The organism is Polaromonas sp. P3_B1 (genome assembly GCF_056402935.1).
Genome location: NZ_JBFUGK010000007.1, coordinates 24764 through 41182, shown reverse-complemented (window position 1 = coordinate 41182; position 16419 = coordinate 24764). Strand labels below are relative to the sequence as shown.

At 65.9% G+C, this 16419-nt stretch carries 11 protein-coding genes; 7 read left to right on the top strand and 4 right to left on the bottom strand.

The window, feature by feature from the left end; genetic code table 11:
• Positions 1-32 precede the first annotated feature (32 nt).
• Positions 33-1025 (top strand): ornithine cyclodeaminase family protein, encoded by a 993-nt coding sequence (locus tag AC1DXS_RS05805; protein ID WP_477736614.1) that lies wholly within the window; start codon positions 33-35, stop codon positions 1023-1025.
• 111 nt (positions 1026-1136) lie between these two features.
• Here AC1DXS_RS05805 and AC1DXS_RS05800 read toward each other — a convergent pair whose 3' ends face one another.
• Together AC1DXS_RS05800 and AC1DXS_RS05795 are read right to left on the bottom strand one after the other, a co-directional pair.
• Positions 1137-2120 carry a threonine/serine dehydratase gene (locus AC1DXS_RS05800; protein WP_477736613.1) on the bottom strand — a complete coding sequence of 328 codons (984 nt, stop codon included), beginning with the start codon at positions 2118-2120 and terminating at the stop codon, positions 1137-1139.
• Between the two features lie 15 nt (positions 2121-2135).
• Positions 2136-3617: an aldehyde dehydrogenase family protein gene (locus AC1DXS_RS05795; protein ID WP_477736612.1), complete on the bottom strand. Its 1482-nt coding sequence runs from the start codon at positions 3615-3617 to the stop codon at positions 2136-2138.
• Between the two features lie 423 nt (positions 3618-4040).
• Here AC1DXS_RS05795 and AC1DXS_RS05790 point away from each other — a divergent pair, with 423 nt between their 5' ends.
• From AC1DXS_RS05790 to AC1DXS_RS05765, 6 genes are all read left to right on the top strand, one after another.
• Positions 4041-5660 carry an ABC transporter substrate-binding protein gene (locus tag AC1DXS_RS05790; RefSeq protein ID WP_477736611.1) on the top strand — a complete coding sequence of 540 codons (1620 nt, stop codon included), beginning with the start codon at positions 4041-4043 and terminating at the stop codon, positions 5658-5660.
• A 100-nt stretch (positions 5661-5760) separates the two neighbouring features.
• Positions 5761-6717 (top strand): ABC transporter permease, encoded by a 957-nt coding sequence (locus AC1DXS_RS05785; RefSeq protein WP_477736610.1) that lies wholly within the window; start codon positions 5761-5763, stop codon positions 6715-6717.
• Positions 6714-7583, top strand: coding sequence for an ABC transporter permease (locus AC1DXS_RS05780; RefSeq protein WP_477736609.1), 870 nt, complete (start codon positions 6714-6716; stop codon positions 7581-7583). The genes AC1DXS_RS05785 and AC1DXS_RS05780 overlap by 4 nt, the downstream gene beginning before the upstream one ends.
• Positions 7584-7718: 135 nt before the next feature.
• Complete coding sequence (locus tag AC1DXS_RS05775) at positions 7719-9557, top strand: ABC transporter ATP-binding protein (protein ID WP_477736608.1); 1839 nt, start codon at positions 7719-7721, stop codon at positions 9555-9557.
• A gap of 61 nt (positions 9558-9618) precedes the next feature.
• Positions 9619-11070 carry an NAD-dependent succinate-semialdehyde dehydrogenase gene (locus tag AC1DXS_RS05770; protein ID WP_477736607.1) on the top strand — a complete coding sequence of 484 codons (1452 nt, stop codon included), beginning with the start codon at positions 9619-9621 and terminating at the stop codon, positions 11068-11070.
• Positions 11067-12365, top strand: coding sequence for a D-amino acid dehydrogenase (locus AC1DXS_RS05765; protein WP_477736606.1), 1299 nt, complete (start codon positions 11067-11069; stop codon positions 12363-12365). Before AC1DXS_RS05770 ends, AC1DXS_RS05765 begins: the two co-directional genes overlap by 4 nt.
• Before the next feature lie 88 nt (positions 12366-12453).
• On the opposite strand, the gene AC1DXS_RS05760 is transcribed toward AC1DXS_RS05765, so the two are convergent.
• Together AC1DXS_RS05760 and nirK are read right to left on the bottom strand one after the other, a co-directional pair.
• The gene (locus AC1DXS_RS05760; protein WP_477736605.1) at positions 12454-14742 is read right to left on the bottom strand and encodes a nitric-oxide reductase large subunit; all 2289 of its coding nucleotides are present in this window, start codon (positions 14740-14742) and stop codon (positions 12454-12456) included.
• A gap of 15 nt (positions 14743-14757) precedes the next feature.
• Positions 14758-16230 (bottom strand): copper-containing nitrite reductase, encoded by a 1473-nt coding sequence (gene nirK / locus AC1DXS_RS05755; RefSeq protein WP_477736604.1) that lies wholly within the window; start codon positions 16228-16230, stop codon positions 14758-14760.
• Positions 16231-16419 lie beyond the last annotated feature (189 nt).

The following is a 16419-nucleotide window of genomic DNA, read 5'->3' as shown; positions in this document are numbered from 1 at the left end:
AGGAATACAGAACGACCAGAGAGAGACCACCCGTGAAAACACTGCTGCTCAAGAAAGAAGAAGTCCGCGGATTGATCCGCATGAAGGAAGTCATCGGCACGGTGGAGGAGGCCTACAAGGCCTTCAACAGCGGCCAGGTGATACAACCCCCCTACATCGGCATCGACCTGCCTTCACACCGCGGGGAGATTGACTTCAAGCTGGGCTACAACCAGGGCAACGAAATGATCTCCATGAAGGCGTCCTCGGGCGGATTTACCGGCAACCCGGAGCAATACGGGGTACCCAACGGCATGGGGACCGTGCTGCTGTTTGACGGCATGAGCGGCGCCCTGGTCTGCGTGATGGACGGAAGCCTGCTCACAGGCCTCAGGACCGGCGCGTGCGGCGCCGTCTCGGTCAAGGCGCTGGCAAGAAAGAACGCGAGCAGGATCACCTCGATCGGCAACGGCAACCAGGCCAGGATGCAGATACGCGCCATCAGGGAGGTGATGAAGATCGAAGAAATCCACGCCTGGGACCACCATCCCGAGACACTGGCCAGGTACAAGGCGGACATTGAAAGCGAGTTCGACATCCCCGTGGTCATGGCCAATTCGAAGCAAGAGGCCGTAGCCAACGCCGACATCCTGATCACCACCACCCGCGGGAAAGGCTCGCTGGTGGAAGCCCAGTGGATCAAGCCCGGCACGCACATCGTCGCGATCGGCACGGATGCGCCGGGCAAGCAGGAGTTCGATCCGCAGATTTTCCGGGGTGCGAAAGTCGTCGTCGACTCCATCGCCCAGTGCATCGAGAAAGGCGAAACTCAGCACCCTTTGAAGCAGAAGATCATGGCGCAGGGCGATATCCATGCGGAGATCGGCGAGATCCTGCTGGGCAGGAAGCCGGGGCGCGCGAATGACGACGAGGTCACCATCTTCGACTCCACCGGCATGGCCATTCAGGACAACACGACGGCGGCGAAGATTTACCGCAACGCCATCGAGAACAAGGTCGGCGCCTTCTTCGAGTTCCTCGAATAAGGTTTCACCGGCGCAAAAAAAAGCCGCTCAGCGGCTTTTTTTTATGGCGCCAAATGTTTGCTCCGGGTATTTGCTCCGAGTGTTTGCTCCGAGTGTTTGCTCGAATTGCGCTTATTCAGCGTCTTTGTAGATCTCGGCCAGGTCGGACAGGTTCCAGTTCCCGCCGCTCAAGACCGCGCAGACCTTCTCATCGGGCCTCACCTTGACAGCGCCGGCCAGCAAGGCCCCGATGCCGATGGAAGCAGCGGGCTCGGCGATCAGCTTGGCATCCTTGGCCAGCACACGCATGCCCGCGATGATGTGCTCGTCTTCCACGAGGACGATCTCGTCCACGTACTTTTCGATGATGGGAAACGGGTTCTGGCCCGGAACGCTGATGCGCACCCCGTCCGCGATGGTGTTCTTCAGCGGAAGCGAGGTGCGTTGCTTGTTGATCCGGCTTTGGTAGTACTTGGGCGTCAAGGCGGGCTCCGCGCCTATGACGCGCACCGACGGCTTGATTTCCTTGATGGCGGTGGCGATTCCCGACAGCAGGCCGCCGCCGCCCAGGGGAACGATGACGGTGTCCACATCCTCCAGGTCCTCCAGGATCTCGCAGCCTATGGTTCCCTGGCCGGCCATGACCATCGGGTCCTCAAAGCCGTGAATTGCCGCGTACTGGTTCTCTTCGGCGATCTCGCACACCCTTTTCCAGCGGGCGGCCGTGTCCCCGTCGAAAAGAATGACTTCCGCTCCCAGGGCCTGGGTGTTCTCGATCTTGATCCTGGGCGTCGTCACCGGAACCACAATGATCGCCTTGACGCCCAGCATCCTGGCGGCATAGGCGATGCCCTGGGCATGGTTGCCTGAAGAGGTGGCAATAAGGCCGTTGGCGATTTGCTCTCTCGGGAGCGACAGTGCCTTGTTCAGCGCGCCCCGAATCTTGAAGGCGCCCGTGATCTGCAGGGTTTCAGGCTTGAGATAAAGCTGGCAGCCAACGGCTGGCTCGATCTTCTCTGCCCGCAACAAGGGCGTATGCCTGATGTGCGGCTTCAGCCGTTCCCGGGCTTCCCGGATGTCCTGAAGGGTCGGGTAGTTGCGCATCTTGCTTTTCACTTTCGAATATTGTTTTCAGCCGGGCTCGCCCTGCCAGCCCAGGATGGACTTGGTCTCCAGGTACTCCTGCAGCCCCTCGACCCCATACTCGCGCCCATTGCCCGAGTGCTTGTAGCCGCCGAACGGGGCATGCGGGTTCCAGGGCGGGTTGTTGATGTGCACCTGGCCGGAACGAATCCGCGCCGCGACCGCGCGCGCCGCGGCCAGGTCCCGGCCCTGCACGTGCGCGCCCAGGCCGTAGACGGTGTCGTTGGCGATCTCCACGGCTTCGTCCACGCTGTCATAGGGAATGATGGCCAGCACCGGCCCGAAGATCTCTTCCTGCGCGATGCGCATGCGCGTATGCACGTCGGAAAAAATCGTCGGGCGCGCGTAAAAGCCGCGCTCCAGGCCCTGCGGCCGGCCGGGGCCGCCGCAGACAAGCCGCGCGCCTTCGGCGATGCCCGCGTCAATCATTTCCTGCACACGGTTGAACTGTGCGCGGTTGGCCACCGGGCCGTGCGTGGTCTGCGGCGAGCGCGGGTCGCCCACCACCAGGGTGGCGGCCGCCTCGCAGGCGATGCGCTCGACCTCCGCCAGGCGCTCGCGCGGTACGATCATGCGCGTCGGGGCGCTGCAGGACTGGCCCACGTTGCGAAAGCCCGCCGCCACGCCGGCCGCCACGGCACGCGGGAAATCCGCATCCGGCAGGATAAGGTTGGGCGATTTGCCGCCCAGCTCCTGGGCCACGCGCTTGACGGTGGGTGCGGCCGCCTGCGCCACCAGGATGCCGGCCCGGTTCGAGCCGGTGATCGAGATCATGTCCACGTCGGGATGCGCCGACAGCGCGGCGCCGACTTCCAGCCCGCTGCCGTTTACGAGGTTGAACACACCGGCGGGGATGCCGGCGTCGTGCAGCACCTGGGCAAAGAGCAGGGCGCTCAGCGGCGACAGCTCGCTGGGCTTGAGCACCACGGTGCAGCCTGCCGCCAGGGCGGGGCCGACCTTGGCGGTGATCTGGTACAGCGGCCAGTTCCAGGGCGTGATCAGCGCGCAGACGCCGATGGCCTCGCGCATGATGGCCACGCCCTCGCGATGGATGAGGAAGGGATAGCTGCCCGCGTTGTCACGGGCCACGCGGATGTGCTCTGCCGCCATGGGAACCTGCGCGCTGCGCGCCGTACTGATCGCAGCGCCCATCTCGAGCGAGATCGCCTGGGCGAACAGCTCCGCCCGCTCAAGGATCAGGCTGTGCACGCGGCCAAGAAGCGCAGCCCGGCTTTGCGGCGAACTGACGGACCAGGTCTTGAAGGCGGATCGCGCCGCGATCACCGCCTCGTCCACGTCCTGCGCATTGCCCAGGGCGATCTCCGCGATGGCATCCTCCGTCGATGGGTCGATGACGCTGGTTCGGTCGTGCCCCATGGGCAGCACCCATTCGCCGCCTATGTAAAGGCGATCCAGCAGGCCGCTGCTTGTGAGTTGCTCTACCAGGCGCGTTGCATCGCCATTTCCCATGATTGCCTCTCAAAAAGAATCGAAGTCATGGTACGCCCCTGCCCCGGAATTGATCTGCCGTTTAGGCGCGGGCATTCGGCATGAACAGTGCACAAGCGGCGCACAACCGCAGCATCTGCGGCGGCTCTTCAATAGCATTCATTGGAAGGCGCCGGCGACGTCGCCCAGGCTTTGCACCACCCTTGCAGGAGGACGTTTTCATGCGCTTTTGTCCCAAGTCCAGCGGCTCCGACCGCCCCGGCGCACCGGCCTGCGACACCCGCGGGGCGTGGGCCGCAAGCCGCCGCAGGCCCGCCGCACACCATGCCGCCGGCCATCCGCAAAACCGCAGTTTTAACCACGCACCCCCGTACGATCAAGGCATATCCCCGGTCGCGCGGTGCTCCAATGCCTTTACCCCCCACGAGAAACCAGGAGAACACCATGGCAGATAAGAAGCAACTAAGCGGCCTGATCGGCCCTGAAGAGAGCACGCGCATTCTTGGTGCGCTGCAGCGCGGTGCAAACCGCCGCGACGTGCTGGCCATGCTGATGGCCGGCGGCATGCAGGCCACGCTGGCCGGCGGCATCGCGGGCGTTGCTACCAGCGCGCATGCGCAAACGCCGCGCAAGGGCGGTCGCCTCAGGGTGGCCGAAGCCAGTTCCGGGGTGAGCGACACCCTGGATCCGGCCAAGCAAGGCAACGCGACCGACTATTCCCGCGGCTTCATGTTCTACAACGGATTGACCTACCTGGACGGGAGCCTGACACCGCAGCCCCAGCTGGCCGAGGCGTTTAGCACCAAGGACGCCAAGACCTGGATATTCAAGCTGCGCAAGGGCGTCACCTTCCACGACGGCAAGCCGCTGGCGCCGGCCGACGTTGTGTTCTCGCTGATGCGACACAAAAACCCGGCCATCGGCTCCAAGGCCAAGGTGCTGGCAGACCAGATCGAAGACGTGACGGCCACCGGCCCCAATGAAGTCACCATCCGCCTGGTGGCGCCCAATGCCGACCTGCCGGCCATCCTGGGCACCTACCACTTCCACATCGTCAAGGACGGCACGACCGATTTCAACGCAGGCATTGGCACGGGGCCCTACAAGGTCAAGGAGTTCAAGCCCGGCGTGCGCGCGATCGCCGTGCGCAACGAGAACTACTGGAAGCCCAACCGGCCTTACCTGGACGAGATCGAGCACGTGGGCATCAGCGACGAAACGGCGCGCGTGAACGCGCTGCTGGCGGGCGAACTTGATCTGATCGCCCGGGTCAACCCGCGCTCCATCGACCGCGTCAACGCCAGCGGCAAGGCCGTCATCTTCGAAACCAAGGGCGTTTCGTACACCGACCTGATCATGCGGCGCGACAGCGGCCCAGGCGCCAACCCGGACTTCGTGATGGCCATGAAGCTGCTGTTCAACCGCGAGCAGATGCTCAAGTCCATCCAGCTGGGCCGTGGCGTCGTGGCGAACGACCAGCCCATCAATCCGGGCGACCGCTTCTTCTTCAAGGGCCTGAAGCAGCGCCCCTACGATCCCGAGAAGGCGAAGTGGCACTTGCAAAAGGCCAATCTGGGCAGCGCCGCCATCCCCGTGGTGGCCTCAACGGCCGCCACCAGCTCGGTGGAGATGGCCCTGGTGCTGCAGCATGCGGCGCGGCAGGCCGGCCTGAACCTGGACGTGCGCAACATGCCGGCCGACGGCTACTGGTCGCAGCACTGGATGAAGCACCCGGTCAATTTCGGCAACATCAACACGCGCCCCACGGCCGACCTGGCGCTGACCCTGTTCTTCAAGTCCGACTCTCCCACCAACGAGTCCGGCTGGAAGAACGAGAAGTTCGACCAGTTGCTGGTGGCCGCGCGCGGCGAAACCGACCAGGCCAAGCGCACCCAGATGTACGCCGACATGCAGGTCCTGATCCACAACGAAGGCGGTATCGGCATTCCGATGTTCCTCTCCAGCCTGGACGGCCACAGCAAGAAGCTCAAGGGCTTGCAGGCGATCCCGCTGGGCGGGATGATGGGTTCGAGTTTCGCGGAACACGTGTGGTTGGACACTTGAAACACCCCCGAAGCGCCTTTGGCGCTCCCCCCTCAAGGGGGCGCCACCTGCGGCCCGGCGAAGCCGGTTCCGCGATGGCACTTGAACGGAAGAGCCTTGTATGAACTTCACGATTTTGAAACTGGTTGCCAACCGGATTGTTGCCGGCCTGGCTTCGCTGCTGGCGGTGTCGGCGGTGGTGTTTGCCATCACCGCCGTGCTGCCGGGCGATGCGGCCGAAGAGAAGCTGGGGCAGGACGCCACGCCTGAAGCGGTGGCGGCGCTGCGCAAGGAGATGGGCCTGGACCGCAGTGCGGTGCTGCGCTACTTCGACTGGCTGGGCGGCATGGCCAAGGGCGATGCCGGCAAGTCGGTGGTCACCGGCATGCCGGTGGGTGAGGCCGTTAACAGCCGCCTGCCCGCCTCGCTGCTGCTGGCCGCGGTGACGACGGCATTTTCCGTGCCGCTGGCCTTGGGCCTGGGCATCCTGTGCGCCTTGCGGCGCGGTTCGGCTTTCGATCGCTTCATCAGCATGGCGACGGTGGCTGTGGTGTCGGTACCGGAATTCCTGGTGGCCACGCTGGCCGTGCTGGTGTTCGCGGTGCAGCTCAAATGGCTGCCCGCGCTCTCCTACGATGTCAACATTTCCTCGCCGGGCGAAATGCTGCGCTCCTTCGCCTTGCCGGTGCTCAGCCTGGGCAGCGTGATCGTGGCGCAGATGCTGCGCATGACGCGCGCGGCCGTCATCGACCAGATGGCGGCGGCCTATATCGAGATGGTGCGGCTCAAAGGCGCGAGTGCCGCGCGCACCGTGCTGTTCCACGCGCTGCCCAATGCCATCGGCCCCATCGCCAACGCGGTGGCGCTGAGCCTCTCGTACCTGTTGGGCGGTGTGATCATCGTTGAGGTGATCTTCAATTACCCGGGCATCGCCAAGCTCATGGTGGACGCCGTCTCCCAACGGGACATGCCCCTGGTACAGGCCTGCGCCATGATCTTCTGCGCCGCTTACCTGATCCTGGTGATGCTTGCCGACGTGTGCGGCATCGTCGCCAACCCACGATTGAGGCACCAATGAACGTTGCAACCCTTGTACCTTCGGCGGCGGTCACCAAGCGCCGCGCCTGGCTCTCGGGCTGGTCCCGTGCCGGCAAGTTCGGCCTGGCCGTGCTGGCCTTCTGGGTGGCCGTGGCGATCTACGCCTGCTTCGTGCCTGACAACGCGCTCGGCGAGATGTCCGATGCCGGCGTCTTCCAGGGCATGAGCGCGCAACACTGGCTGGGCACCGACTACCTGGGCCGCGACATGCTCCTGCGCATTGTTGCGGGCACGCCCTACACCATAGGCGTGGCTTTCATCGCGACGCTGATCGCCTGCGGCGTAGGGGCGGTGCTCGGCCTGCTGGCCGCCGTGACGGGCGGCGCGGTCGACGCGGCGCTCAGCCGCGTGCTCGACACCCTGGTCTCCATCCCGAGCAAGATGTTCGCGCTGGTGATCATTGCCGGCTTCGGCTCCTCGGTCCCGCTGCTCATTGCGGTGACGGCCATCGTCTACATGCCGGGCGCCTACCGCATCATCCGCTCGCTGGCCGTGAACATCAACGCCATGGACTACGTGCTGGTGGCCCGCGCCCGCGGCGAACGCCACGCCTACATCATGCGCCGCGAAATCCTGCCCAACATCACCGGCCCGCTGCTGGCCGACATGGGGCTGCGTTTCGTCTACGCCCTGCGTCTGCTGGCGAGCCTGAGCTTCCTGGGCCTGGGCGTGCAGCCGCCCATGGCCGACTGGGGCTCGCTGGTGCGCGAGAACCTGGGCGCCTTGCCGGTGGGCGGCGTCTCGGTGCTTGCCCCCGCCCTTGCGATCGCCGTGCTGACGATCGCTGTCAACCTTGTGATTGACAACTTGCCGGGCCACACCGACGCCGATCGGGAGACGAAGTGACTCCCCCGAAGCGCCTTCGGCGCCTCCCCCTCCGGGGGCGCACCCTGCGGCCCGGCAAAGCCGGTTCCGCGAGTGCCCTCGCACGAATCTTCGGCCTTCATACATCGCGGGTGTTCCGCAGCATGGATAACTGATATGGGTGCTACTGTTCTTGTGAATGAACTGCGCGTTGTAGCGCAGGCCGCCGGCGGCGAAACGGAAATTGTCAAAGGCGTGTCCTTCCGCATCGAGCCCGGTGAGGTGCTGGCGCTGATCGGTGAGTCCGGCTCCGGCAAGACCACCATAGGCCTGGCCCTCATGGGCTACGCGCGCAGCGGCTGCCGCATCGCCGGGGGCAGCGTGCGCATCGGCGACACCGACGTGCTGGCGCTCACCGAATCCGAACGCCGCCGGCTGCGCGGCCGCCGCGTTTCGTACATCGCGCAGAGCGCTGCCGCTTCGTTCAACCCGTCCCGCACCATCATGGACCAGGTGGTCGAGACCGCGCACATCCACTCGCTGATGTCGCGCGCCGAGGCCGAGAAAAAAGCCGTGACGCTGTTCCGTGAACTGGCCTTGCCGCAACCCGACACCATAGGCCAGCGCTACCCGCACCAGGTTTCGGGCGGGCAGCTGCAGCGGCTGATGGCCGCGATGGCGCTGATGAGCGACCCGGACCTGGTGATCTTCGACGAGCCCACCACGGCCCTGGACGTCACCACCCAGATCGAGGTGCTGCACGCCTTCCGGCGCGTGGTGCGCGAGCGCAAGACCACGGCGGTCTATGTCACGCACGACCTGGCGGTGGTGGCCCAGATGGCCGGCCGCATCCTGGTGCTGCGCGACGGCGCCGAGCGCGAGATCGGCACCACGCAGCAGATCATCACCACACCGAAAGACGACTACACACGCAGCCTGATCGCCGCCGCCAACCCCAAGGCGCGCACCGGTGAGGCGCATGCCGAGGGCGCCACGCCGCTGCTGGAAGTGCGCAACCTGGTCGCCGGCTACGGCCCCCTGGACAAGCACGGCCGGCCCGCTTCGCCCGTGCTCGACGACGTAAGCCTGCGCCTGTACCGCGGCCAGGCCATCGGCGTGATCGGCGAATCGGGCTCAGGCAAGACCACGCTGGCGCGTGTGGTGGCCGGGCTGATAGGCCCCGCCGGCGGCCAGATCATGTTCGACGGCAAACCGCTGCCGCGCCTGGTATCGCAGCGAACGCCCGAGGAACTGCGCCGCATCCAGATCGTGTTCCAGATGGCGGACACGGCGCTCAATCCTTCGCACACCATCGCCGACATCCTCGCCAGGCCGCTGCAGCTGTACCGTGGCCTGAAGGGCGAGGCACTGGACAAGCGCATCGCGCAGCTGCTCGACCTCGTGCAACTGCCGCAGGCTTGCGCACGGCGCTTGCCCGTCGGGCTGTCCGGCGGGCAGAAGCAGCGCGTCAACCTGGCGCGCGCGCTGGCTGCCGACCCCGACCTGATTCTGTGCGATGAAGTGACCTCGGCGCTGGACACCGTGGTGGGCGCCGCCATCCTCGACCTGCTGGCGCAGCTGCGCAAGGAGCTCGGCGTGTCCTATATGTTCATCAGCCACGACATGAACACCGTGCGTGCCGTGTGCGACGAGATTGTGGTGCTCTACGCCGGCCAGAAGGTGGAGTCGCTCACGCGTTCGGCCTTCGCGCACGCGCCGCGCCATCCCTACTTCCATCTGCTGGCGAACTCCGTTCCGGAATTGCGCCAGGGCTGGCTGGAAGAAGTCGGGGCGGCGCAGCGCGCGGCCCTGCCGCTGGTGCAGGCGCCTATCGACCGCGCGGGCATCTGCAGCTTTCTGGACCGCTGTCCCTTGCGTGTGGCCGGCCTGTGCGACAGCAAGACGCCGCCGCGGCGCGAGCTTGAAGGTGGGGTGGAGGTCTTTTGCCACCGCAGCGCCGACGAACTGCTGCAGCTGCAGAAAACCAAGGTGCAGCCGCAGGAATGCACGGCCTGAGCCGCGGCCGTTTCATCCGAATTGAATTGCCCTGAACCGAACCGAACTGAACCGAACCGACATGGAAACACTGAACTTCATTGAAGGCCGCTGGCAAGCGGCCCAGGACGCCCGCCAATTCGAGGTGCGCAACCCGGCCGACGACAGCCTGATCGCCACCATCGCCGATGGCGGCGCCGCCGATGCGCGCCTGGCCGCCGATGCTGCGGCCCAGGCGCTGCACGCCTGGAAGGCGCGTCCGCCGCGCGAGCGTTGCCTCATCCTCAAGAAATGGCAGGCGCTGATAGAGCGCGACGTGGAGCCGCTGGCCGCGCTGATCTCGCGCGAGCAGGGCAAGCCGCTGGCCGAATCGCGCGGCGAGATCGCCTATGCCGCGGGCTATGTGGAATGGTTCGCGGAAGAGGGTGTTCGCGCCCACGGTGAAGTCATCGCCGCGCCCGTCACCTCCAAGCGCTACATCGTGCTGCGGGAAGCCGTTGGCGTCGTGGCCGTTGTCACGCCCTGGAATTTCCCGGCCGCGATGATCGCGCGCAAGATTGCGCCCGCGCTCGCCGCCGGCTGCACCGTGGTCGCCAAACCCGCCGAAGACACGCCGCTGACATCGCTGGCGCTGGTGAAGCTGGCCGAGGAAGCCGGTGTGCCCCCGGGCGTGCTCAACATCGTGCCCGCCTCGCGCGATCGCACGCCGGAAGTCGTCGGCGAATGGCTGGCCGACGGGCGCGTGCGCAAGATCAGCTTCACCGGCAGCACGCCGGTGGGCAAGCTGCTGGCGCGCGAGTCCGCCACCACGCTCAAGAAGCTGTCGCTGGAGCTGGGCGGCAACGCGCCCTTCATCGTGTTCGAAGATGCCGACATCAACGCGGCCGTCGAAGGCCTGATGGCCTCGAAATTCCGCAACGGCGGCCAGACCTGCGTGAGCCCCAACCGCGTGTACGTCCACCAGACGGTGCACGACCGTTTTGTCGACAAGCTGGCGGCCCGCGTGGGCGCGCTGAAGGTCGGTCCCGCAACCTGGCCGCAGGCCGAAATCGGCCCCATGATCAATGCCCGTGCGCTGGACAAGATAGAGCGCCATGTGAACGACGCCGTGGCCAAGGGCGCCAAGGCGGTGGTGGGCGGTTGCCGCGTGCGCAACGACGTCGCCACCGGGCCCAACTACTACGCGCCCACGGTGCTGACCGGTGCCACCAAAGAGATGGCCCTGTCCTGCGAGGAAACCTTCGGCCCCGTGGCCGCCATCTTCCCCTTCGCGACCGAAGAGGAAGTTGTCGCACTGGCCAACGACACGCCTTACGGCCTGGCCGGTTACTTCTATTCGAACGACGTCAAGCGCATCTGGCGCGTGGCCTCGGCGCTGGAGACCGGCATGGTCGGCATCAACGAAGGCGCCATCGCCGCGCAGGCCGCGCCCTTCGGCGGTGTGAAGGAATCGGGTTACGGCCGTGAAGGCTCGCACTGGGGCCTGGACGATTACCTGCACACCAAGTACCTTTGTCAAGGCAATCTCGCATGAAAGTCCTGGTGCTAGGCGCCGGCGTGATCGGCACCACCACGGCCTACTACCTGGCCCGGGCGGGCCATGAGGTCACGGTGGTCGACCGCCAGCCCGGCCCCGCGCGGGAAACGAGTTTCGCCAACGCCGGCCAGGTGTCGCCGGGTTATGCCGCACCCTGGGCCGCGCCCGGCGTGCCGCTCAAGGCCTTGCGCTGGATGTTCCAGAAGCATGCGCCCCTGGCCATAGGGCTTGACGGCAGCATGGATCAGTTGCGCTGGATGTGGCAGATGCTGCGCAACTGCAGCCCGCGGCGCTATGCAGTCAACAAGGAGCGCATGGTGCGGCTGGCCGAATACAGCCGCGACTGCCTGGCGCAGCTGCGCGAAGACACCGGCCTGCGCTACGAGGGCCGCGAGGGCGGCACGCTGCAGGTATTTCGCACCCAGGCGCAACTCGACGCTGTCGGCAAGGACGTGGCCGTGCTGCGCGCCGCGGGCGTGCCCTATGAACTGCTGGGCCCCGAAGACCTGCTGCGCGCCGAACCGGCCATCGCCACCGGGCCGCTGGTCGGCGGGCTGCGCCTGCCCGGCGATGAAACCGGCGACTGCCATTTGTTTACCACCGGCATAGGCCACCTGGCGCAGTCCATGGGCGTGCGCTTTTCTTTCGGCGAGACCCTGGACCGCGTGGAGGTCTGCGCAGGCCGCGTGGCCGGCGTGCGGCAGGGCCGCAGCCTGCTGAAGGCCGATGCCTATGTGATGGCGCTGGGCTCGTATTCCACCGCCCTGCTGTCGGGCCTGCTCCCCATCCCCGTCTATCCGGTCAAGGGTTATTCGATCACCGTGCCCATTGCCGACGAAGGCCGCGCGCCGGTGTCCACCGTGCTGGACGAGAGCTACAAGATCGCCATCACGCGTTTTGACCGCCGCATCCGCGTGGGCGGCATGGCGGAGTTGCGTGGTTTTGACATGCGCCTGAACCCGCGGCGCCGCGAAACGCTGGAGCTGTGCCTGAACGACTTGTTCCCCGGCGCCGGCGACACCGCCGCCGGCAGCTTCTGGACCGGCCTGCGCCCCATGACGCCCGACGGCACGCCGCTGGTGGGGCGCACGCCGCTGTCCAACCTGTACCTGAACACCGGCCACGGCACGCTGGGCTGGACCATGGCCTGCGGCTCCGCGCGCCTGCTGGCCGATGTCATGAGCGGCCGCGCACCCGAAATCCGCGCCGACGACCTGTCGGTGCAGCGCTATGCGCAGCCGAAATCGCGACAGTGGACGGGTTCTTGCGCCAAACCTGAGCTGAGTCACTGACGCCGGTGTGCCGATCGTCGCCCACCGTAAGGGCGCCGATTAGCGAATGGTCAACGCCGGGCCAGCAAGTGCTGGACCACGACGTGCTTCACCTTGCGCTCGGTGCTGATGGCGTAGCAGTTTTCATCCACGCCATCGCAAGCACCTTGTTCGTCAAGCCCAGCACCACCTGCAGTGCCATCGCCGTCGCGCCGACGATGAACACGACGTCGCCGAAGGTGCGCACCCAGCGCAGGTTTTGCAGCAGGGGCTGTTGCATGAATTCCTCGCTGCGCGCGTACCACAGTCCTTCGCTGACGCTGGCGTGGAACTGGATGATCCCGATAGGCAGCAGGCTGGTGAAGATCATCAGCACCAGGCCGGCGTTGAGGCCCCAGAACGCGGTTTTCATCAAGGGCGCGCTGAAGCGATAGTCCGGGCGCAGGTAGCGCAGCACCAACAGCGTGAAGCCCAGCGCCAGGAATCCGTAAACCCCGAACAGCGCGGCATGCGCGTGCACCGGCGTGGTGTTCAGCCCCTGGATGTAGTACAGCGACATCGGCGGGTTGATCATGAAGCCGAAGACACCGGCGCCCAGCATGTTCCAGAAGGCGACGGCGACGAAGAACATCATCGGCCATTTGAGGTTTTCCATCCAGGCGGCGCGCGCCTTGAGCCGCCAGTTCTCCCAGGCTTCATGGCCCAGCACGATCAGCGGCACCACCTCGAGGGCGCTGAAGCTCGCGCCGACCGCCATCACCGGCGTGGTGGTGCCGGCAAAGTACATGTGGTGAAAGGTTCCGGGAATGCCGCCCAGCATGAACAGGGACGCCGATGCAAGGCTCGCGGCCGTGGCCATGCGCAGCGAGACCAGGCCTAGCGTGGAGAAGATGAAGGCCAGCGCCGTGGTGGCGAAGACTTCGAAGAAGCCTTCCACCCAGAGATGGACCACCCACCAGCGCCAGTATTCCATGACCGACAGGTGGGTGCGCTCGCCGTAGAAAAGGCCGGCGCCGTAGAACAGACCGATGGCGCCCACCGAGGCGGTGAGCAGCGCGAGCAGGTTCTTGTCGCCGCCTTTCGTCAGCAGCGCCGGGACGACACCGCGCAGCATCAGCACCAGCCATAGCAGGATGCCGGTGAACTTGCCGATCTGCCACAGGCGCCCCAGGTCCACGTACTCGTAGCCCTGGTGCCCGAGCCAGAAATTCCATTCGGGCGGCATCAGCTGCGCGATAGCGAGGTAGTTGCCGGTGAAGGAACCGACAACGACGACGACCAGCGCCCAGAACAGCACATCCACACCGGCCTTCTGGAACTTCGGGTCCTTGCCGCCGTTGATCAGCGGCGCGAGGAACAGGCCCGCGGCGAGGAAGCCGGTGGCGATCCAGAACAGGGCGGCCTGGATGTGCCAGGTGCGGGTCAGCGCATATGGAAACCAGCGCGAGACATCGAGGCCGTAGAACTGCTGCCCTTCGACGGTGTAGTGCGCGGTGAATCCGCCGATGAAGACCTGGAAGATGAACAGGGCCACGACCAGGAACAGGTACTTGCCCAAACCTCGCTGCGAGGGCGTGAGCGCAAAGGTGGTCAAGGGGTCGCGCGCGGCGGGCTCCGGCAGCGGCTCGTCATGCTTGCGCAGGAAGGCCCAGGCCCAGACCAGGAAGCCCACGCCGGCCAGCAGCACCACGATGCTGGCGATGGACCAGACAATGTTCTCGCTGCTGGGCCGATTGCCGATCAGCGGCTCATGCGGCCAGTTGTTGGTGTAAGTGACTTTCTGGCCGGGGCGCTCGGTGGCGGCGGCCCAGGCGGTCCAGAAGAAAAACTGCGTCATCTGCCGGCGCCGCTCGGCGCTCGGCAGCGTGTTTTCCTTCATCGCGAAGTGCTCGCGGCTTTTCTGGAGCGAGGGCGCGTCGGAGAACAGCTTGTCGTAGTACCCGGCCGTCTGGGCAATAGCCTGGACGCGGCGTTCCGACAGTTTCAGCACATCCGCCTGGTCGACACGGTTGCCGCGGTACTCGGCCTTGAGCTGCTCGCGCAGCGCGGCTTGCGTCGGCCCGTCGAGCGCGGCGTAGGCCTTGCCGTGCAACTGCTGCGCGGCGAGCTCCAGCCAGGCTGTCAGTTCGCGGTGCAGCCAGTCGGCGGTCCAGTCCGGTGCCTGGTAGGCCCCGTGGCCCCAGATGGAGCCCAGCTGCATGCCGCCCACCGACTGCCAGGCCGTCTGGCCGTCGAGGATGCCCTCGCGGTCGAACAGGACTTTGCCGTCCGGGGCGGTCACCTGCGATGGAATCGGCGGCGCCTGGCGGTAGACCTCGGTGCCGTAGTAGCCCAGCAGCGAGAAGGTGACGATCAGCACGCCGATCAGCGTGAACCAGAGTTTTTTGTAGGGGCCCATGGGATTCTCCTTGGCTTACAGCACGCCGGCTTTGTAGACGCCGGGCACCGCTTCGCCGGTGACCTCGAGCAGGCCCACCGCGCCCTTGCCGGCGCGCGACAAGGCATGGTCCACCAGCAGGTAGTTTCCGGGGTGCTGGACCTTGATCTCGACGATGGTCGCGCCGCCGGGCGCCACCAGCGTGGTCTGTACGTCATGCTTGAGGCCGGTGAAGGAGCCTTCGCTGTACACGTTGTCGAAGATCTCGCCGATGACGTGGAAAGACGAGATCTTGTTGGGGCCGCCGACGCCGAAGTAGATGCGCACGGTTTCCCCCACCTTGGCCTGCAGCTTGTGGGTCTTGTTCAGCGCACCGACTTCGCCGTTGAAAACGTAGTAGTCGGGCAGCTCATTGGCCATTTTCTCGAGATCGGCCTCCTGGTGCCCCTTGGCGCCGTGCGGGCGGCCGGTGTACATCTCGCCCTGCATCACGTAGTACTCGCGGTCCACCTTGGGCAAGCCACCCTCGGGCTCGACCAGGATCATTCCGTACATGCCGGCCGCGATGTGCTGCGGCACCAAAGGCGTGGCGCAGTGGTACACGTACAGGCCCGGGTTGAGCGCCTTGAAGGTGATGGTTTTCTCCTGGCCCGGAGCGACCTGCGTGTGTTCGCCGCCGCCATGGCCGCCCGTCACCGCATGCAGGTCTATCGAATGGATCATCTTGCTGTCGCGGGCGTTGGCCAGCGTCAGCTCTATGGTGTCGCCGACGCGGGCGCGCAGCATGGGGCCGGGCACCTGGCGGTTGAAAGTCCAGTAGGTAAAGCTCGTGCCGTCGTCGAGCTTGCCGGGCAACTCGACCGTTTCCATGCGGTACTTCAGGGTCGTGGGCGCCCGGGTCCCCACCGCGGCCGGCACTGCGGCCGGGTTGGCGGCCACGCTGACAGCGTTCGGGTCGGCCGCGCGCTGCGGCACCGGGGCCGGGGTGTAAAGCGCCAGCGCGGCCTGGCCGGAGTCGCTGACGGCCGGCGCGGCGGCTTTGGCGCTGGCGGAGCCGCTGACCTGCAGCCGGCCTTCCATGCCGATCTGCCGGTGGCCGGGGATGGAGCAGTAGTAGGTGAAGGTGCCGGAGCGCGGGACCTTGAAGCGCAGCGTGGTCTTGCCGGTGCCGGGGCTGAATTTGGACGATGCGACGTTCAGCTCGGGGATCACCAGGTCGTGCTCCGCGCCTTCCCCGCTTTCCAGCACGATCTCTACCGTGTCGTCCGCGTTGGCGGTGAGGGTCGGGTTCACCTGCCCCTTGGCATCGATGAACACCATTTTGCCGTTGACGATGTTGGTGTGCAGTTCGTAGCGCCTGGTTCCGGCGGGTGTGGCTGCGCTGGAAGTGCCGGCGGGAGCTGCAGCGGTATGCGCCGGGTGCGCAGCGGGCTGCGCCTGCACCGACAAAGCCGCGCCGAGGATGCAGATGGCGGCGGCGATGGCACCGGGAGAGAGGGTCCGTTTCATATGGCTTTTCCTTGGTCTTTTGTGCCGATTCGGCAGTTCTGACTGTGCGGGCGGCGCGCCGCGCGGGCTTGTCCTGGATCAACACCTGGTTGAATAAGCGGTGTTTGCGATCGAATAAAAGCGGTTCAAGAGACCACGCCGGGTATGGATGACCATTTCCACGATGCGGTTACTTTCACCGGCTGGCGT